Genomic DNA, 17,515 nt, shown 5'->3' with positions numbered 1-17,515 from the left:
GAAGTTCCCCCGCGCGACGGATCCGGCGCGAGCCGCGGTCCCCTAGCGTCGGAGCCATGTTGGAGATCAGGGAGCTGACCAGGCGCTTCGGCGAGGCCGTCGCCGTCGACCGCGTGTCCTTCGAGGTGCCGGCCGGGCAGATGACCGGCTTCGTCGGCGCCAACGGCGCGGGCAAGACCACGACCATGCGCATGGTCATGGGCGTGCTCGGCATCGATGGCGGCGAGGTCCTCTGGCAGGGCCGCCCCATCACCCGCCTCGACCGCCGGTCCTTCGGCTACATGCCGGAGGAGCGGGGGCTCTACCCCAAGCAGCCGATCATCGACCAGCTCGTGTACGTCGCCCAGCTCAAGGGGATGGAGCGGACCGCGGCCCGCGCCGCCGTCGCCGAGCTGCTCGAGCGCTTCGGCCTCGGCGAGCGCGCCAAGGACCACCTCGAGAAGTTGTCGCTGGGCAACCAGCAGCGCGTGCAGATCATCGCCTCGGTGCTGCCCCGCCCGGCGGCGCTGATCCTCGACGAGCCGTTCTCCGGGCTGGACCCGCTGGCCGTCGACTCGATGGTCGACCTGCTGCGCGAGTACACCCACGACGGCGTCCCGGTGCTGTTCTCCAGCCACCAGCTCGACCTCGTCGAGCGCCTGTGCGACCGGCTGGTCGTGCTGGCCCAGGGACGTCGGGTCGCCGCCGGGACGGTGTCGGAGCTGCGCGATGCGGGGGTACCGCGCTTCCGGCTCGTCCTCGGCGGCGACGCCGGCTGGGTCCGCGACCTGGGCGGCCTCGAGGTCCTCGACCTCGACGGCACGACCGCGCTGGTCGAGGTCCAGCAGGACGGCGCGGAGCAGCACCTGGTCGCCGAGGCCACCCGCCGCGGCGACGTCCACGAGTTCGTCCGGGTCCGCCCGGCGCTCAGCGAGATCTACCGGGAGGCCACGGCATGAGCACCGACGAGATGAACACCGACGCGCCGAGCAGCACGCCGCGCACCGGCACGACCGGCGGCCCGGTGGGCGCCGACCGCGTGGAGAACCGCGAGCCGGCCTGGCTGCTGGTGACCCGCCGGGAGATCGTCTCCCGCATCACCGACAAGTCCTTCCTCATCGGCACCGTGCTGATGATCGCGATGATCGTGGGCTTCATCGGCTTCACCGCCTGGCAGGACGAGCGGACCGACGAGGTCACGCTGGGCGCGACCCCTGATGCCGTCGCGATGGCGACCGCCATCGCCGACAACGCCTCCGAGGTCGACGACCGGGTCGAGGTGACGCTCGTCGAGCTCGACGACGAGCAGGACGCGAGGACCGCGGTCCGCGAGCAGGACGTCGACGCGTGGCTGCACCCGGTCGACGGCGGCTGGGAGCTGACGACCGAGTCGAGCGAGGAGGACTCGCTCACCGACGTGGCGCGTGTCGTCGTACGCCAGCAGGTGCTCGCCGACAACGCCGCCGAGCTCGGCACGTCGGTCGACGACCTGGAGGCGGGCAGCACCGTGTCGACCGCCTTCCTGCGCGGTGACGCCGAGAAGGCGGGGGTGGCCGAGGCCGTCGGGTTCGTGTTCGTCTTCCTGTTCTACTTCGCCGCCCTGGTCTTCGGCATGCAGCTCGCGTCGTCGGTGATCGAGGAGAAGCAGAGCCGGATCGTGGAGATCATCGCGGCGGCGATCCCGCTGCGGCACCTGCTCGCCGGCAAGGTCCTCGGCAACACCGCGCTGGCGGTCATCCAGCTGCTGGTCTACCTCGGGGTCGGGCTCGTGGGCCTGTCGTTCACGTCGTTCAAGTCCTACGTCCCCGCGCTCTCGGGGCCGACGGCGTGGTTCATCGGGTTCTTCCTCGCCGGCTTCATCGCGCTGGCCTGCCTCTGGGCGGTGGCCGGCTCGCTGGCCTCGCGCACCGAGGACCTTCAGGCGACCTCGACCCCGCTGACGATGCTGATGCTGGTGATGTTCTTCGGCGGCCTCTCGCTCGACGGCCGCGGCCAGGTGATCGCCTCGTTCGTCCCGCCCGTCTCGGCAGTGGTGATGCCCAAGCGCATCCTCGCCGGGGGCGTGGCTTGGTGGGAGCCGCTCGTGGCCCTCGGCCTGCTCGCGGTGTTCGCCGCGATCACGGTGTGGGTGGGGGAGCGGCTCTACCGCCGGGCGCTGCTGCAGACCGGCGGACGGGTGAGCCTGCGGCAGGCGTGGTCGGCCGCCGAGTGACGAGCCGGGTCGGCGTCAGATCCAGCCGAGGAAGGTGCTGGCGCCGGCCACGACGACCCAGAACCGCAGCCCCCGGCCGACCAGGCCGGTGACGAGGAAGATCCAGAAGTTCACGCGCAGGGTCCCGGCGAGCACGGCGGTGACGGCGTACGGCGGGAAGCCGGTGCACGCGGAGATGAAGAGCAGCCCGGCGGTGAACCACGGCCGTCCCTCGGCGCGGGCGTGCCAGCGCTCGAGGGAGGCCTTGGCCTTGGGCTTCTCGAGCTGGCGCCGCACCCACGGTGCCCGCTCGACCTCCACCGCACCCCAGTACCAGAGGATCTTGCCGACCATCTGCCCGATGGTCGCGGCGACGACGAGCGCGATCGCGTGGTCGTGCTGCTGGGAGATGGTGACGGCGAGGATCGCCTCGATGTTGATCAACGGCAGCAGCGCGGAGGCGATGGAGGCCCCGAAGATGCTGGCGTAGACCCAGATCATGCGGCTCCGGGGACCGGGATCCCGATCCGCACCAGCCGGTGCAGCGACACGCACTTGAGCACCAGCAGCGCGGTCGCGATGGCGAGGCCGACCCACATCCACCCGGTCACCAGCAGCAGCACCGCGAAGAGCGCGCTGTTGACCGCCTTGGCCGGCTTGGACCAGTTCCACAGCCAGATCGGCCGGTCGACGACGAAGAAGTAGTTGGGGCTGCGCACCGGCCACGCGAGGAAGGCGATGGACAGGAAGCAGTCGACGACCATGAACTCGGCGAGGTAGACGAACACTGCCGGTGACAGGTCGGGCTGCAGCCAGGCCAGGCCGATGTAGAAGGCAGCGGCGTTGAGCCGGTCGCACATGATGTCGAGGACGGCGCCGATGCGGGTCTCGCAGCCGCGCACCCGGGCGTAGAAGCCGTCGAGCATGTCGCCCACCCAGTAGACGGCGAGCGCGGCGACCAGCAGCGTCAGGCTTTCCTGGTGGGCCGCGAGTGCGGCCAGCACGACCGAGGCGATCGTGCGCACCGCGGTGATCACGGTCGCGCCGGTGAGCAGCCGCTCGTCGCGGACGCCGTAGCGGTCGTCGGGGTCGGCGACAGGCTCAGCCTTCACCGTGCCAAGCACCCCGCTCCCCACGGTGGGGAATCGTAGCGGGTCACGACCACAGGTCGGGCCACGCGTGGCCGAGCTCGATGACGAGCTCGCGCAGCAGCGGCAGGCTCACCCCGACGACGTTGTGGTGGTCGCCCTCGATCCCGCTGACGAAGGCGCCGCCGAAGCCGTCGATGGTGAAGGCGCCGGCCACGTGCAGCGGCTCGCCCGTGGCGACGTAGGCGTCGACCTCCTCGTCGGTGACGTCGGCGAAGTGGACGGTCGTGGAACCGGTGGCCGCCGCGACGCGACCGCTCGCCACGTCGCGCAGGCAGTGGCCGCTGTGCAGCACGGCGGACCGGCCGCGCATCGCGCGCCACCGCGTGCGGGCCTCGTCGGGCTCGTGGGGCTTGCCGAGCGCCTGGCCGTCGAGCTCGAGGACCGAGTCGCAGCCCAGCACGAGCCCCTGGGGAGGTACGTCGTCGCGGTCGGCGACGGCAGCGCACTTGAGCTCGGCGAGCTGGAGCGCCAGCTCGGCCGGGGGCAGGCCGTCGAGCCGGGACTCGTCGACGCCGCTCACGATGACGAGCGGCTCGATCCCCGCGGTGCGGAGCGTGGCGAGCCGGGCGGGCGACGCGGAGGCGAGGACGAGAGGTGTCGTCACAGCCGCTCCAGCGCCGTACGCAACGGGTCGAGGCCGAGCGAGCCGAGGTCGAGCGCGGCACGGTGGAAGGCCTTGAGGTCGAAGGCGTCGCCCTGGCGCTCGGCGACCTGCGCCCGCGCCTCCAGCCAGATCCGCTCGCCGACCTTGTAGGACGGCGCCTGGCCGGGGAGGCCGAGGTAGCGCTTGACCTCGAACTGGATGAACTCGTCGTCCATCCGGCAGTGCAGCCGCATGAACTCCAGGCCGAGCTCCGGCGTCCAGGTCTCGCCCGGGTGGAAGGCGGTGCCGCCGGGGCCGAGGCGGTTGTCCTCGGGGATGGTCAGCTCGAGGTGCATGCCGATGTCGACGATCACCCGCGTCGCCCGCAGCGACTGGCCGTCGAGCATCCCGAGGAGGTCGGCGGGGTCGTCGAGGAATCCGAGCTCCTCCATCAGCCGCTCGGCGTAGAGGGCCCAGCCCTCGCCGTGCCCGCTGCACCAGCACATCAGGCGCTGCCACCGGTTGAGGGTGTCGCTGCGGTAGGCCGTCTGGGCGACCTGCAGGTGGTGGCCGGGCACGCCCTCGTGGAAGACCGTGGTGACCTCGCGCCACGGGTGGAAGTCGTCGATCCCGTCGGGCACCGACCACCACATCCGGCCCGGTCGCGCGAAGTCCTCCGACGGGCCGGTGTAGTAGATGCCGCCGTCGTTGGTCGGGGCGAGCATGCACTCGATGCGCCGGATCGGCTCGGGGATGTCGAAGTGCACGTCGGCCATCTCCGCGATGGTGCGGTCGGCCAGCGCCTGCATCCAGTCGCGGAAGGCCTCGCGCCCGTGCACCACCCGGTCGGGGTCGGCGTCGAGGTGGGCCACGGCGGCGTCGACGTCGGCGCCGGGGAGGATCCGGTCGGCGGTGGCGGCCATCAGGTCGGACAGCCGCTGCAGCTCGGCCCACCCCCACGCGTAGGTCTCGTCGAGGTCGACCTCGGCGCCGAGGAAGTAGCGCGAGGCCAGGGCGTACACCTCGCGGCCGACCCCTTCCTTCTCTGTCCCCTGCGGCTCGAGCTCGTCACTCAGGAACAGCCCGAACGACGCGGTGGCCGCGCTCGCCGCCTCCGCCAGCCGGCGCAGCTCGGCCGGGTCGCCGCCCTCGAGCCGCTCGACCAGGCCGAGGTAGAAGTCGCCCGCGTCACCGGTCCGGCCGGTCCAGCGACGCACCTGCTCGGCCACCTCGGCGTACTGGCGCGCGGCCACGACGTTGCCCTTGCGCGCCTCGTCGGACAGCGTCACGCGCAGGCCGTCGAGGGCGGCCGGCACGGCGGCGAGCCGGGACGCGATGGCGGCGACCGCCTCCTCGCCCTCGGTCGGCATGAGGTCGAAGACGCCGCGGATCTCGTGGAGCGGGCTCCACAGGACCGACATGCGGGAGCGGTTGACGCCGGCGTCCTCGAGCTCGATCTCCAGCCGGGTGCGCTCGAGGAACGCGTCGCGGGCCGCGGCCTCCCGGTCGTCGACCGGGGTGGCGGCCTCCACGGCCGCGACGACGGCCCGGTTGAGCGCCTCGCGGGCGTCGAACCCGGCGGGGGAGAAGTCGGTCATCTCGTGCTCGTGGCCCGCGACCCCGATCGAGGTGGCGGTCAGCGGGTCGAGGGCGCAGAAGTCCTCGACGTAGGCGTCGCAGAGGGCGTCGATGGTGCGGGTCGCTGCGTGGGTCTCGGTCACGGGGGCGACCCTAGACCCGTCCGGCGACACCGGTCAGCGGGGCAGGCCGCTCGCGCGCCAGGCGCCCTCGCCGTGCCGGTGGGTGGTGCGTACGCCGCGCGCCGGGAGGTTCCAGGACGGGCGCGGCTTGCGCGGAGGCTCGCCGCCCGCGGAGCCGAGCGCCGAGAAGACCGCCACCAGGGCGGCGACCTCCTCGGGCGTGGCGTCGGGGTTGATGACGCGCAGTAGTGGTTGCTCGGCGTTCTCCGTGTCTGATCTCATGCTCACCTCGTGGGTTTCGACGCGCGTGCCCGGCTTCGCAAGCTCAGCCGGGGACGCTTGCTCAACCTCGTCTCCGTTCGGGGCCCGCTCCTTCGTCGCGGTACCCGAGTCGCTTGATCACAGCGGGATGTTCCCGTGCTTCTTGGGGGGCAGGGTCTCGCGCTTGGTGCGGAGCAGGCGCAGCGCCCGGACCACCTCGATGCGGGTCTCGTGGGGGGCGATGACCGCGTCGACGTAGCCCCGCTCGGCGGCGATGTAGGGGTTGGCGAGCGTGGTCTCGTACTCCTCGATGAGCTCGGCGCGCCGCGCCTCGACGTCGCCGCCCTCCTCGCCGACCTTCTTGAGGGTCTTGCGGTGGAGGATGTTCGCCGCACCTTGGGCACCCATGACCGCGATCTGCGCGGTGGGCCAGGCGACGTTGATGTCGGCGCCGAGGTGCTTGGAGCCCATGACGTCGTAGGCGCCGCCGTAGGCCTTGCGGGTGATCACGGTGATGAGCGGCACGGTGGCCTCGGCGTAGGCGTAGATCAGCTTCGCGCCACGGCGGATGATGCCGTCCCACTCCTGGTCGGTGCCGGGCAGGAAGCCGGGGACGTCGACGAAGGTCAGGACCGGGATGTTGAAGGCGTCGCAGAACCGCACGAAGCGGGCGGCCTTCTCCGAGGCGTCGATGTCGAGGGTGCCGGCGAACTGCATCGGCTGGTTGGCCACGACGCCGACCGACTGGCCCTCCACGCGGCCGAAGCCGATGAGGATGTTGGGCGCGAAGAGCTCCTGGACCTCGAGGAACTCCTCGTCGTCGAGCACGGCGGTGATCACGTCGTGCATGTCGTAGGGCTGGTTCGCCCCGTCGGGGATGATCGTGTCGAGCGCCCGGTCGAGGTCGGTGACCTCCATGTCGGGCGCCTCGTCGAAGGTGGGCGCGGGATCGAGGTTGTTCTGCGGGAGGTAGGACAGCATCGCCTTGACGTACTCGATGGCGTCCTCCTCGTCGGAGGCCATGTAGTGGGCGTTGCCGGACTTGGTGTTGTGGGTCCGGGCGCCGCCGAGGTCCTCCATCGTGACGTCCTCGCCGGTGACGGTCTTGATGACGTCGGGCCCGGTGATGAACATCGCCGACGTCTGGTCGACCATGACGGTGAAGTCGGTGACGGCGGGGGAGTAGACGTGGCCGCCGGCGCAGTTGCCCATGATCAGGCTGATCTGCGGGATCACGCCGGAGGCGTGGACGTTGCGGCGGAAGATCTCGCCGTAGAGCCCGAGGGAGACCACGCCCTCCTGGATGCGGGCGCCGGCGCCCTCGTTGATCCCGATGATCGGGCAGCCGGTCTTGATCGCGAGGTCCATGACCTTGGTGATCTTCTCGCCGTAGACCTCGCCCAGCGAGCCGCCGAAGACGGTGAAGTCTTGGCTGAACACGCAGACCATGCGGCCGTTGACCTCGCCGTAGCCGGTCACGACGCCGTCGCCGTAGGGGCGGTTCTTCTCCAGCCCGAACGCGGTCGAGCGGTGGCGGGCCAGCTCGTCGAGCTCGACGAAGGTGCCCTCGTCGAAGAGCATCTCGATGCGCTCGCGAGCCGTGCGACGGCCCTTGGCGTGCTGCTTCTCGATCGCCTTGTTCGACCCCGCGTGGACAGCCTCGTCGAGGCGGCGCTCGAGGTCGGCGAGCTTGCCGGCGGTCGTGTGGAGATCGATGTCGTCGGGAACCTCGGTTCCCTCGCCCGGCTGTGCACTCACGCGCTCTCCTCCTGGAGTGTGACTGGTCCGTGACTGGTCGCTCTGGGGCAATCTAGTGCCCATGACGGACGCTCCTGCACCTCGCCCACCCATCGACCTCGACCGGCTGGTCGCGCCCACGGGGTGGCGGGTCGAGGTGGAGGACGCCACCGCGTCCACCAACGCCGCCGTCGCCGCGCGGGCCCGGGCGGGCGAGCAGCCCGGGCTCGTCCTGGTCACCGAGCACCAGACCGCAGGGCGGGGCCGCCTCGACCGCGTCTGGGAGACGCCGGCGCGGTCCTCGCTGACGTTCTCGGTCCTGCTGCGACCCGACGTGGCGCCACAGGCGTGGTCGTGGATCCCGCTGCTCACCGGGTACGCCGTCCAGGCGGCGCTCGCCGACCGCCTCCCCGACATCGCGCTGAAGTGGCCCAACGACGTGCTCGTCGACGGCGGTGAGTCCGGTGCCGGGCGCAAGGTCGCCGGGATCCTCGTCGAACGGGTCGAGACCGACGGCGGGCCGGTGGCCGTCATCGGCATCGGCATCAACGTCGACCAGACCCTCGACGAGCTGCCGATCGCGCTGGCCACGTCGGTCTCGCTCGAGACCGGGGAGCCGGTCGAGCGGACCGGCCTGCTGGGGCAGGTGCTCGGCTCGCTGCACGGCCTGCAGGGCCTGCTCGACGACACCGAGTCGCTGCGCCGGGCGTACGCCGACGTGTGCGTGACGCTCGGTCGCACCGTCGACGTCCACCTGCCCGACGGGACCGTACGCCGCGGGGAGGCCCTCGACATCGACGCGACCGGGGCGCTGGTGGTCGGGACCGACGACGGCGCCTTCACCGTCGCGGCCGGCGACGTGGTGCACGTGCGGCCCGCCTGATGTCATGATCGGCGCGTGGCTTTCCCGACCAAGCTCCTCAACGAGGGCGAACACGTCGTCGTCTCCACCCGGACGCACGTCAAGGCGCTGATCCTGCCCGGGCTGGTCGTCGTGGTCGCGCTCGTCGCGGCGCTCCTGCTGACCGGCGTCGTCGACAACGGGGTGGCGCGCCTGGTGGTGTGGGTGCTCGTGCTGGCCGTGCTCGTGTGGTTCCTCGTGGGTCCGTTCCTGCGGTGGCTGACGACGACCTACACCTTCACCAACCGCCGCTTCATCAAGCGCTCCGGCTTCATCGCCAAGGAAGGTCGCACCATCCCGCTCAACCGGATCAGCGGCGTCGACTTCGAGATCGGCGTGATCGACCGGATCTTCGGGTGCGGGACCCTCGTCGTCTCCGATGCCAGCACCGACGGCAGCGTCGCGCTCAACGACATCCCGCACGTCGAGCAGGTCCAGCTCCAGGTGTCCCACGAGCTGCACCGCCTCGCCGGCGGTGACCGCCGCGACGACGGCACCTGATGTCACCTGACCGCGGCTCCGGCCGTCGTCCACGCCACGAGACCCCGGCCCGGCCGCCGGGGGAGCAGCTCGACGACGCGATCCTCCGCAGCGCCCCCGAGCTCAATGCGCTGGAGGTGGCCGAGCGCACGGGCCTGACCATCGAGCAGACCCGCCGGCTGTGGCGTGCCCTGGGCTTCCCCGAGTTCGTCGGCGAGAAGGCGTACACCGCCGCCGACGTCGAGGCCGTGGCCACCTTGATGAGCTTCGTGGACGCGGGTGCGGTGGACTTCGACATGGCCGTCAACCTCACCCGTGGCGTGGGCCAGACCATGGCCCGGCTCGCCGACTGGGAGGTCTCGACCCTGGTCAGCCGGGTGGAGGAGATGGAGCGCGGCGAGCACGCCACCGGCTCGCGCATCGGGTCCGCGCTGCGGCTGATCGACGAGGTCAACCCGCCCTTCGAGCGGCTGCTGGTCTACGCCTGGCGCCGCCACCTCGCGGCCGCGGTCGGCCGGATCGAGGCGATGGGCGCCAAGGACGAGGACCTCCACACCATCGACGTGTCGGTCGGCTTCGCCGACCTGGTGTCGTTCACCGCCCTCTCCAACACGCTGGACCGCGACGAGATCGGCGACCTGGTCGAGGTCTTCGAGAGCCGCTGCCAGGACGTGGTGGCCCGCTACGGCGGACGGATCATCAAGAGCCTCGGCGACTCGGTGCTGTTCGTCACCAATACCGCCGAGGACGCCGTCGCGGTGGCCGAGGGGATCATCAACGTCATCGGTCGCGACGCCAAGATGCCCGACGTACGCCTCGGGCTGGCCAGCGGACCCGTCGTCCAGCGCCTCGGTGACATCTTCGGACCACCGGTCAACATGGCCGCTCGGCTCACCCAGGTGGCGCGCCGCAACCGGCTCATCGTCGACCAGAACACAGCCGACCTGCTGCCGCAGTCGGAGTGGGAGAGCCGCCGTCTGCCGGCCCGCCCGGTGCGCGGGTTCGGCCTCGTCGAGCCCGTCGCCGTACGCCGCCGCTGACCACGCCTCGCCGCCGCCCGGGTGGACCAGACCAGTTCTCCACAATTCACCCATAAGGGTCACCTGGGACGCGCCTGCTCCCCTACCTTCACCCCGTGTTGGCTGTGCAAGACGTACGACTGGACCCCACGACGCGTCAGGTGTGGAGGGGAGAGCGCGAGATCCGGCTGTCGCGCAAGGAGTTCCAGCTCCTGCATGCGTTGATGGCGCGCCCGGGTGACATCGTCACGCGCACCGAGCTGATGGCGGACGTGTGGCAGACGTCGTTCTACACCAACTCCAAGACCATCGACGTGCACCTCGGCTGGCTGCGCCGCAAGCTCCACGACGACCCGCGCAACCCCACGCTGATCACGACCCACCGCGGTCGCGGCCTGCGCTTCGAGGCCGCGGCTCCGGTCGCCGGCTGAGCCGGGCCCGGGCGACGCAGGGGCCTTCTATAGGCTCCGGGCGTGTCCTCGACCGGATCGCACCGTGCCCCCACGCTCGCCGTCATCGGCGGAGGCCAGCTGGCCCGGATGATGGCCCAGCCGGCGATCGCCCTGGGGCTTCCCCTGCGGCTGCTCGCCGAGGCCGAGGGCGTCTCCGCGGCCCAGGTCATCCCCGACCACCTCGTCGGTGACTACACCGACCTGCCGACCCTGCGCCGGGTGACCGAGGGGACCACGGTCGTCACCTTCGACCACGAGCACGTCCCCACCGACCACCTGCACGCCCTGGAGGCCGAGGGGGTCGCCGTCCGCCCCGGCCCCGACGCGCTCGTGCACGCCCAGGACAAGGCGGTCATGCGGCGCCGGCTTGCCGAGCTCGACGTGCCCTGCCCGCGCAACGCGGTGGTCACCTCGACGTCCGACGTCGAGGCCTTCGGGCTGCCGTGCGTCCTCAAGACCACCCGCGGCGGCTACGACGGCAAGGGCGTGTGGGTGGTGCGCGCCGCCGAGGAGGCGCAGGCCGCCTTCGACGCCGCCGCGGCCGCCGGCGTGGAGGTGCTCGCCGAGGAGCTGGTGGACTTCCGCCGCGAGCTGTCGGCGCTGGTCGCACGCTCTCCGAGCGGGCAGGCCGCGGCGTACCCGGTCGTGGCCTCCACCCAGCTCGACGGCATCTGTCACGAGGTGATCGCCCCGGCGCCGGACCTCGCGCCCGCCCTGGCGGGGGAGGCCCAGGAGATCGCGCTGCGCATCGCCGGCGCGCTCGACGTCACCGGCATCCTCGCCGTCGAGCTCTTCGAGACGACCGACGGCAGGATCCTGGTCAACGAGCTGGCCATGCGCCCGCACAACACCGGCCACTGGAGCCAGGACGGCGCCGTGACGTCGCAGTTCGAGAACCACCTCCGCGCCGTCATGGACCTCCCGCTGGGCTCGCCGGCCCCGCGCGAGCGCTGGACGGTGATGGTCAACATCCTCGGCGGTCCCAGCGACGCCGGGCACCTGTACGACGGCCTGCCGCACGCGATGGCACGCGACCCGCGGCTGCGGGTGCACTTCTACGGCAAGGACCTGCGCCCGGGCCGCAAGGTCGGGCACGTCAACGCCTACGGCGACGACCTCGAGGACTGCCTCGAACGGGCGAGGCACGCCGCCGCGTGGTTCCGCGGCGACCTGGGCAACGAGAGTGAGTGACGAGATGAGCGACGACCAGCAGGCCGCCCCCCGGGTCGGCATCGTGATGGGCTCGGACTCCGACTGGCCGGTCATGCAGGCCGCCGGCGAGGTCCTGACGGAGCTCGGCGTGCCGTGGGAGGCCGACGTCGTCTCCGCGCACCGCATGCCCACCGAGATGGTCGCGTGGGGCCAGGAGGCGCACACCCGTGGCCTGTCGGTGGTCATCGCTGGAGCCGGGGGAGCGGCCCACCTGCCGGGCATGCTGGCGAGCCTGACGCCGCTGCCGGTGATCGGCGTGCCGGTCCCGCTGAAGTACCTCGACGGGATGGACTCGCTGCTCTCCATCGTGCAGATGCCCGGCGGCATCCCGGTCGCGACCGTCGCCATCGGCAACGCCAAGAACGCCGGCATCCTCGCCGCGCGGATCCTCGGCACGAGCGACCCCGAGCTGCAGCAGCGCCTCGTCGACTACCAGGCCTCGCTCGCCGAGACCGCCCACGCCAAGGGCGACGTCGTACGCCGTGCGGCGGCGGGCGACACCCGCCGCGTCGGCTTCTAGTCCCGCACCCGCCCCCGCAGCGCCTTGGTGCGGGCGCGCTCCTTCTTCGCCTGCAGCCGCCGCTCCTTCGAGCCCCTCGTCGGCTTCGTGGGCCGCCGGGGCGGGGGAGGCGGCGCCAGCGCCTCGCGCAGCTGCCCGGCCAGTCGCCCGCGGGCGGCGACCCGGTTGCGGTGCTGGGAGCGGTGCTCGGACGCCGCGATCGTCACCCGGCCCGAGGGCCAGCGGCGCAGCGCGCGGCGCCGCTGGGCGTCGCTGAGCGCCGTCGAGGAGGCGACGTCGTACTCCAGCTCGACGCGCGAGTCGCTGGTGTTGACCGACTGCCCGCCCGGCCCCGGCGACCGGGAGAAGCGCTCCACCAGCTCGACGGCGGGCACGACCAGTCCGTCGGGCAGGCCGGGCCCGGCGGGGACGTGGAGGTCGCGCATGCCCCCATTCTGGGGTTGACGCCCCCCGTCGCGACCCATCACCGTCTGACGGCATGGGGGAGCAGACCGTGGGAGTCGTCGGCGGCGGCATCCTCGGGGTGGCGATCGCGCGCGAGGTCGTGCGGCGCCGTCCCGGGACCGAGGTGGTGGTGCTGGAGAAGGAGGACCGCCTCGCCGCGCACCAGACCGGCCACAACTCCGGGGTCGTGCACGCCGGCATCTACTACCGGCCGGGCACCCTCAAGGCGGAGCTGTGCACCCGCGGCCGCCTGCTGCTGCGGGAGTTCTGCGCCGAGCACGCGATCCCGTACGACGAGTGCGGCAAGCTCGTCGTCGCCGTCGACCAGGCCGAGATGGGCCGCTTCGACGCCCTCGAGCGCACGGCCACGGCGAACGGGGTGCCGGGGCTGCGGCGGCTCACCGCCGCCGACATCACCGAGGTGGAGCCGCACGCCGCCGGCCTCGCCGCGCTGCACTCGCCGGCCACCGCGATCACCGACTACGTCGCCGTCACGCGCGCGATCGCCGACGAGGTCGTGGCCGCTGGCGGCGAGGTGCGGCTCTCCTCGCCGGTCGTCGGCATCCGGCGCAGTGGCGGACGGGTCGCCGTCGACGTCGCCGGCGGAGCACCCGTCGTCGTGGACCACCTCGTGGTCGCCGCCGGCCTGCACTCCGACCGCCTGGCGGGCATGGCCGGGGAGGAGCCGAGCCCGGCCATCCTGCCGTTCCGCGGCGAGTACCTCGCGGTGAGCCGCGCCAAGCAGGACCTCGTGCGCGGCATGGTCTACCCCGTCCCCGACCCCCGCTACCCCTTCCTCGGCGTCCACTTCACCCGCCGCGTCAGCGGTGAGCTCGAGGTCGGCCCCAACGCGGTGCTCGCCACCCGTCGCGAGGGCTACCGGCGCCGCGACGTCTCGGCGGCCGACCTGCGCGACGTGCTGACCTACCCCGGCTTCTGGCACCTCGCACGGGCCCACTGGCGCACGGGCATCGACGAGGTCGTCGGCTCGGCGTCCACGCGCGCGTTCATGCGCAAGGCCTCGCGCTACGTGCCCGCGATCGACGCCGGCGACGTGGTGCGTGCGGGCAGCGGCGTGCGGGCCCAGGCGGTGGACCGCGACGGCAGCCTCGTCGACGACTTCCGCATCACCCAGGCCGACGGGGTCACGCTCGTCCGCAACGCCCCGTCCCCGGCGGCGACGTCGAGTCTGGCGATCGCGGCGCACGTCGCGGACGAGACGTGGTGATGACGACCGTCGCGGATCCCTAGGGTGTGGGCATGACCACACGATGGGGCATCGCCGCCACGGGCGGCATGGCCGCCGCCTTCGCCACCGACCTCGCCCTCGTCCCCGACGCCGAGCTCGCCTTCGTCGGCAGCCGCTCGCCCGAGCGGGCCGCGGAGTTCGCCGGCCGGTTCTCGGCCGCCGGCTCGGGCACCTACCGCGACCTGCTCGCCGCCGACCTCGACGTGCTCTACGTCGCCACCCCGCACCCGCAGCACCACCCGGTCGCCCTCGCCGCGATCGAGGCCGGCATCCCCGTCCTGGTCGAGAAGGCGTTCACCGCGACGCTCGCCGGCGCCCAGGATGTGGTCGACGCGGCGCGCGCTGCGCACCTGTTCTGCATGGAGGCGATGTGGACCCGCTTCCTGCCGGCCGTGGTGCGTGCCAAGCAGCTGGTCGACGCGGGCGAGATCGGCGAGCCGCTGCTCGTGCAGGGCGACTTCGGTGCCGAGCGCGTCTACGACCCGTCGAGCCGCCTGTTCGACCTCGCCCTCGGTGGCGGGTCGGTCCTCGACCTCGGGGTGTACCCGATCTCCCTGGCCCAGCACGTCCTCGGTCGGCCCGACCGGGTCACCGTGACCGGGACGACCTACCCCAACGGCGCCGACCGGTCCGCGGCGATCCACCTCGCCCACGACGACGGGCGGGCAGCGGCGCTCACCTGCACGCTCGCCGCGCAGACGCCGGGCCGGGCGGTGGTCGTGGGCTCCGAGGGCTCGATCGAGCTGGTCCCGCCGTTCCACAACGCGCAGGGGTTCGTCGTACGACGCACCGGGCGCGAGCCCGAGCAGGTCGACCTCCCCGCCACCGGCACCGGCTACTACCACCAGGCCGTCGAGGTCCAGCGCTGCTTGGCCGAGGGCCTCACCGAGAGCCCGACCATGCCCCTCGCGGACACCCTCGACGTGCAGTGGGTCCTCGGGGAGTGCCTCGCCCAGCTCGGCATCGAGGTGGGTGAGGGCTCGCTCGAGATGTGAGCCCGGCTCAGCGGCCGCGCCTGCGCCACTCGATGGCCGGGCAGGTGTCCATCACCATCGGCACGCCGGCGGCGACGGTCCGCTCGAAGGCCGCCTCGTCGATGACACCGAGCTGGAACCAGACACCGCGCGCGCCGATCGCCACCGCCTCGTCGGCGAACTGGCCGGCAGCCTCCGAACGGCGGAAGACGTCGACCACGTCGACGGGGAAGGGGATGTCGGCCAGGGTGGCGTACCCCTCCTCGCCGAGCACGGGCGAGGCCCCGGGCTCGCCGAACACCGGGTGGACCGGCACGATCCGCTTGCCCCGCTCCAGGAGCAGCGCGGCGATCGAGTACGCCGTGCGCCCCGGGTCGCCCGAGAGCCCGACGACCGCCCAGGTCCCGGCCTCGTCGAGCATCCGGTCGATGGTCTGCTGGTCCTGCCAGTCCCGCGGCGACGTGGTCATGACCACACCGTAGACGCCTCCTCGAAAAAGCATGGACGTCCTAGAATTCCGGCCATGAGCGAGTTCCCCCTCTACGCCCTGTCCGAGGAGCACCAGGCGGTCCGGGAGGCCGTACGAGCGGTCGCCGACGCGAAGATCGCCCCCTTCGCCGCCGCGGTGGACGAGGAGGCTCGCTACCCCCACGAGGCCGCGGCCGCGCTGCTCGCCTCGGACTTCCACGCCCCGCACGTGCCCGAGCAGTACGGCGGCGCCGGCGCCGACGCGCTGGCGACCGTGCTGGTCATCGAGGAGGTCGCCCGCGCGTGCGTCTCGTCCTCGCTCATCCCCGCCGTCAACAAGCTCGGCTCGCTCCCGGTCCAGATCTCCGGCTCCGAGGAGCTCAAGCAGAAGTACCTCGGCGCGCTCGCCCGCGGCGAGGGCGGCTTCTCCTACTGCCTCTCCGAGCCCGACGCCGGCTCGGACGCCGGTGGCATGAAGACCCGTGCGGTGCGCGACGGGGACGAGTGGGTCCTCGACGGCGTCAAGCGCTGGATCACCAATGCCGGCGAGTCGGAGTTCTACACGGTGATGGCCGTGACCGACCCCGAGAAGAAGACCCGTGGCGGCATCTCGGCCTTCGTGGTCGAGAAGACCGACGAGGGCGTCTCCTTCGGCGCGCCCGAGAAGAAGCTCGGCATCAAGGGCTCGCCCACCCGCGAGGTCTACCTCGACGAGGTGCGCATCCCCGCCGACCGGATGATCGGCGAGGAGGGCAGCGGGTTCGCGACGGCCATGAAGACCCTCGACCACACCCGCGTCACGATCGCCGCGCAGGCGGTCGGCGTCGCGCAGGGCGCGCTCGACTACGCGCTCGAGTACGCCAAGGAGCGCCAGCAGTTCGGCCGGTCGATCGCCGACTTCCAGGGCCTGCAGTTCCTGCTCGCCGACATGGGCATGAAGGTCGAGGCCGCGCGCCAGATGACGTACGCCGCCGCCGGCCGGTCCGAGCGCGGCGACGACGACCTGACCTTCTTCGGCGCCGCCGCGAAGTGCTTCGCGTCCGACGTCGCGATGGAGGTGACCGTCAACGCCGTGCAGGTGTTGGGCGGCTACGGCTACACCCGCGACTACCCGGTCGAGCGGATGATGCGCGACGCGAAGATCACCCAGATCTACGAGGGCACCAACCAGGTCCAGCGCATCGTGATGGCCCGCCAGCTGCTGGCGGGAGTCCAGTCCGAGCTCTGACCCGGGGTGAGACCCACGCCTCGTCCACGACGACGTCGCCGCGCCCGGTGCCGGGGTGACGACCGTCGCTGCGTACGGTCGTGACCGTGCCCCAGCCACCTGCCCCGGCCGCCTCCCTCCTCGACGATCTCGTGCCCGGCGCGCTCGCCGGCGTCCGACTGGTGGTCTCCGACCTCGACGGCACCCTCCTGGCACCCGATCGGACCCTCCCGGCCGGCACGGGGAAGCTCGTGGAGGAGCTTCGTGACGCGGGCATCACGTTCGTTCCTGCCAGCGGTCGGGCGCACGCCTCGCAGGCCGAGCTGTTCGTCGACGTGCCGTTCATCGAGACGTTCATCGCCGACAACGGCGCCGTCGTGGTGCACCGGGGTGAGTCGCGGGCCACCGGCACCCTTGCCCCGGAGCTCGTCCACGAGCTGGTGACCAGCGTCCGCGAGCACGCCCGCGCCGGCGGGCGGCGGGCGACCGCCGTCGTGTGCGGCGTGGGCCAGGCCTGGGCCGAGGTGGACGGGGAGCTGTGGGTGGAGGCCCTGAACTACCACCCGACGCTGACCCGCGTCGCTCGGCTCGAGGACGTGACGGACCCGGTCATCAAGGTCGCCATCCTCGACCTCGAGAGCACCGAGGCCGTCGATCGCGACGTGCTCCGGTCCTTCGCGACGCGGGCGCAGGTGACGCGGTCGGGGGCGCACTGGGCCGATGCCACCGCGCTCGGGGTCACCAAGGGCCAGGCGCTCCGCGACCTCCAGGCTCACCTCGGCGTCGGCCCTGACGACACGGTCGTGTTCGGCGACCACCTCAACGACCTCGAGATGTTCGGCGAGGCCGGCCACTCCTTCGCGGTCGCCCACGCCCAGCCGGAGATCCTCGACGCGGCCCGCTACCGGCTGCCCGACGTGGTCGATCCGGTGCAGGTCGCCCTCCGGCGGATCCTCGCCGACGTCACCCGCTCGCCCGCCTCGTAGG

20 protein-coding genes are annotated in these 17,515 nt (G+C 72.3%); 12 read left to right on the top strand and 8 right to left on the bottom strand.

The annotated features are described in order from the left end of the window. Nucleotides 1-56 precede the first annotated feature (56 nt). Together Q9S36_RS40170 and Q9S36_RS40165 are read left to right on the top strand one after the other, a co-directional pair. Nucleotides 57-938, top strand: a complete 882-nt coding sequence (locus Q9S36_RS40170; RefSeq protein WP_311290345.1) for an ATP-binding cassette domain-containing protein — start codon at nt 57-59, stop codon at nt 936-938. Next, entirely contained in the window at nt 935-2,191 is a 1,257-nt protein-coding gene (locus Q9S36_RS40165) for an ABC transporter permease (protein ID WP_311290344.1), read from the top strand. Before Q9S36_RS40170 ends, Q9S36_RS40165 begins: the two co-directional genes overlap by 4 nt. A gap of 15 nt (nt 2,192-2,206) precedes the next feature. Here the strand turns inward: Q9S36_RS40165 and Q9S36_RS40160 are convergent, their stop codons facing one another. The 6 genes from Q9S36_RS40160 to Q9S36_RS40135 all read right to left on the bottom strand — a co-directional run bounded on the left by Q9S36_RS40160 (nt 2,207) and on the right by Q9S36_RS40135 (nt 7,623). Further along, entirely contained in the window at nt 2,207-2,671 is a 465-nt protein-coding gene (locus Q9S36_RS40160; RefSeq protein ID WP_311290343.1) for a VTT domain-containing protein, read from the bottom strand. Next, nucleotides 2,668-3,282 carry a CDP-alcohol phosphatidyltransferase family protein gene (locus tag Q9S36_RS40155; protein ID WP_311290342.1) on the bottom strand — a complete coding sequence of 205 codons (615 nt, stop codon included), beginning with the start codon at nt 3,280-3,282 and terminating at the stop codon, nt 2,668-2,670. Before Q9S36_RS40155 ends, Q9S36_RS40160 begins: the two co-directional genes overlap by 4 nt. Nucleotides 3,283-3,325: 43 nt before the next feature. Further along, nucleotides 3,326-3,925, bottom strand: coding sequence for a nucleoside triphosphate pyrophosphatase (locus Q9S36_RS40150; RefSeq protein WP_311290341.1), 600 nt, complete (start codon nt 3,923-3,925; stop codon nt 3,326-3,328). Then, nucleotides 3,922-5,625, bottom strand: coding sequence for a DUF885 domain-containing protein (locus Q9S36_RS40145; protein ID WP_311290340.1), 1,704 nt, complete (start codon nt 5,623-5,625; stop codon nt 3,922-3,924). The genes Q9S36_RS40150 and Q9S36_RS40145 overlap by 4 nt, the downstream gene beginning before the upstream one ends. 33 nt (nt 5,626-5,658) lie before the next feature. After that, nucleotides 5,659-5,886 (bottom strand): acyl-CoA carboxylase subunit epsilon, encoded by a 228-nt coding sequence (locus Q9S36_RS40140; protein ID WP_311290339.1) that lies wholly within the window; start codon nt 5,884-5,886, stop codon nt 5,659-5,661. A 117-nt stretch (nt 5,887-6,003) separates the two neighbouring features. Continuing rightward, nucleotides 6,004-7,623 carry an acyl-CoA carboxylase subunit beta gene (locus Q9S36_RS40135; protein ID WP_311290338.1) on the bottom strand — a complete coding sequence of 540 codons (1,620 nt, stop codon included), beginning with the start codon at nt 7,621-7,623 and terminating at the stop codon, nt 6,004-6,006. Between the two features lie 61 nt (nt 7,624-7,684). On the opposite strand from Q9S36_RS40135, the gene Q9S36_RS40130 reads away from it, so the two are divergent. From Q9S36_RS40130 to purE, 6 genes are all read left to right on the top strand, one after another. Further along, complete coding sequence (locus Q9S36_RS40130; protein ID WP_311290337.1) at nt 7,685-8,485, top strand: biotin--[acetyl-CoA-carboxylase] ligase; 801 nt, start codon at nt 7,685-7,687, stop codon at nt 8,483-8,485. Nucleotides 8,486-8,500: 15 nt separating this feature from the next. Further along, nucleotides 8,501-9,004, top strand: a complete 504-nt coding sequence (locus tag Q9S36_RS40125; RefSeq protein ID WP_311290336.1) for a PH domain-containing protein — start codon at nt 8,501-8,503, stop codon at nt 9,002-9,004. After that, complete coding sequence (locus tag Q9S36_RS40120) at nt 9,004-10,023, top strand: adenylate/guanylate cyclase domain-containing protein (RefSeq protein WP_311290335.1); 1,020 nt, start codon at nt 9,004-9,006, stop codon at nt 10,021-10,023. Before Q9S36_RS40125 ends, Q9S36_RS40120 begins: the two co-directional genes overlap by 1 nt. A gap of 95 nt (nt 10,024-10,118) precedes the next feature. Continuing rightward, entirely contained in the window at nt 10,119-10,433 is a 315-nt protein-coding gene (locus tag Q9S36_RS40115; protein ID WP_311290334.1) for a winged helix-turn-helix domain-containing protein, read from the top strand. A gap of 42 nt (nt 10,434-10,475) precedes the next feature. Continuing rightward, the gene (locus Q9S36_RS40110; RefSeq protein ID WP_311290333.1) at nt 10,476-11,645 is read left to right on the top strand and encodes a 5-(carboxyamino)imidazole ribonucleotide synthase; all 1,170 of its coding nucleotides are present in this window, start codon (nt 10,476-10,478) and stop codon (nt 11,643-11,645) included. Between the two features lie 4 nt (nt 11,646-11,649). Further along, complete coding sequence (gene purE, locus Q9S36_RS40105) at nt 11,650-12,186, top strand: 5-(carboxyamino)imidazole ribonucleotide mutase (RefSeq protein ID WP_311290332.1); 537 nt, start codon at nt 11,650-11,652, stop codon at nt 12,184-12,186. On the opposite strand, the gene arfB is transcribed toward purE, so the two are convergent. Continuing rightward, on the bottom strand, nt 12,183-12,611 hold the full coding sequence (gene arfB / locus Q9S36_RS40100) for an alternative ribosome rescue aminoacyl-tRNA hydrolase ArfB (RefSeq protein WP_311290331.1): 429 nt from the start codon (nt 12,609-12,611) through the stop codon (nt 12,183-12,185). The two genes, purE and arfB, sit on opposite strands and share 4 nt — an antisense overlap. A 53-nt stretch (nt 12,612-12,664) precedes the next feature. On the opposite strand from arfB, the gene lhgO reads away from it, so the two are divergent. Beyond that, nucleotides 12,665-13,858, top strand: coding sequence for an L-2-hydroxyglutarate oxidase (gene lhgO / locus Q9S36_RS40095; protein WP_311290330.1), 1,194 nt, complete (start codon nt 12,665-12,667; stop codon nt 13,856-13,858). 32 nt (nt 13,859-13,890) lie between these two features. Further along, a complete protein-coding gene (locus Q9S36_RS40090) occupies nt 13,891-14,874 on the top strand; it encodes a Gfo/Idh/MocA family oxidoreductase (RefSeq protein WP_311290329.1) in 984 nt (327 codons plus the stop codon). A 7-nt stretch (nt 14,875-14,881) separates the two neighbouring features. Here the strand turns inward: Q9S36_RS40090 and Q9S36_RS40085 are convergent, their stop codons facing one another. Further along, nucleotides 14,882-15,322 (bottom strand): CoA-binding protein, encoded by a 441-nt coding sequence (locus Q9S36_RS40085; protein WP_311290328.1) that lies wholly within the window; start codon nt 15,320-15,322, stop codon nt 14,882-14,884. Between the two features lie 54 nt (nt 15,323-15,376). Between Q9S36_RS40085 and Q9S36_RS40080 the strand changes: the two genes are divergently transcribed. Beyond that, nucleotides 15,377-16,549, top strand: coding sequence for an acyl-CoA dehydrogenase family protein (locus Q9S36_RS40080; RefSeq protein ID WP_311290327.1), 1,173 nt, complete (start codon nt 15,377-15,379; stop codon nt 16,547-16,549). An 86-nt stretch (nt 16,550-16,635) separates the two neighbouring features. Continuing rightward, nucleotides 16,636-17,514, top strand: coding sequence for an HAD family hydrolase (locus Q9S36_RS40075; protein WP_311290326.1), 879 nt, complete (start codon nt 16,636-16,638; stop codon nt 17,512-17,514). Nucleotide 17,515: the final 1 nt, after the last annotated feature.

This window comes from Microbacterium sp. ARD31, from assembly GCF_031844425.1.
Note: the sequence above shows the minus strand (reverse complement) of the source record. Positions and strands in the feature narration are given on the sequence as shown.

Coding starts and splice junctions, on each gene's coding strand:
- Q9S36_RS40170 (WP_311290345.1), top strand. CDS start 57: ATGTTGGAGATCAGGGAGCTGACCAGGCGCTTCGGCGAGGCCGTCGCC.
- Q9S36_RS40165 (WP_311290344.1), top strand. CDS start 935: ATGAGCACCGACGAGATGAACACCGACGCGCCGAGCAGCACGCCGCGC.
- Q9S36_RS40160 (WP_311290343.1), bottom strand. CDS start 2,671: ATGATCTGGGTCTACGCCAGCATCTTCGGGGCCTCCATCGCCTCCGCG.
- Q9S36_RS40140 (WP_311290339.1), bottom strand. CDS start 5,886: ATGAGATCAGACACGGAGAACGCCGAGCAACCACTACTGCGCGTCATC.
- Q9S36_RS40130 (WP_311290337.1), top strand. CDS start 7,685: ATGACGGACGCTCCTGCACCTCGCCCACCCATCGACCTCGACCGGCTG.
- Q9S36_RS40120 (WP_311290335.1), top strand. CDS start 9,004: ATGTCACCTGACCGCGGCTCCGGCCGTCGTCCACGCCACGAGACCCCG.
- purE (WP_311290332.1), top strand. CDS start 11,650: ATGAGCGACGACCAGCAGGCCGCCCCCCGGGTCGGCATCGTGATGGGC.
- arfB (WP_311290331.1), bottom strand. CDS start 12,611: ATGCGCGACCTCCACGTCCCCGCCGGGCCCGGCCTGCCCGACGGACTG.
- lhgO (WP_311290330.1), top strand. CDS start 12,665: ATGGGGGAGCAGACCGTGGGAGTCGTCGGCGGCGGCATCCTCGGGGTG.
- Q9S36_RS40090 (WP_311290329.1), top strand. CDS start 13,891: ATGACCACACGATGGGGCATCGCCGCCACGGGCGGCATGGCCGCCGCC.
- Q9S36_RS40085 (WP_311290328.1), bottom strand. CDS start 15,322: ATGACCACGTCGCCGCGGGACTGGCAGGACCAGCAGACCATCGACCGG.
- Q9S36_RS40080 (WP_311290327.1), top strand. CDS start 15,377: ATGAGCGAGTTCCCCCTCTACGCCCTGTCCGAGGAGCACCAGGCGGTC.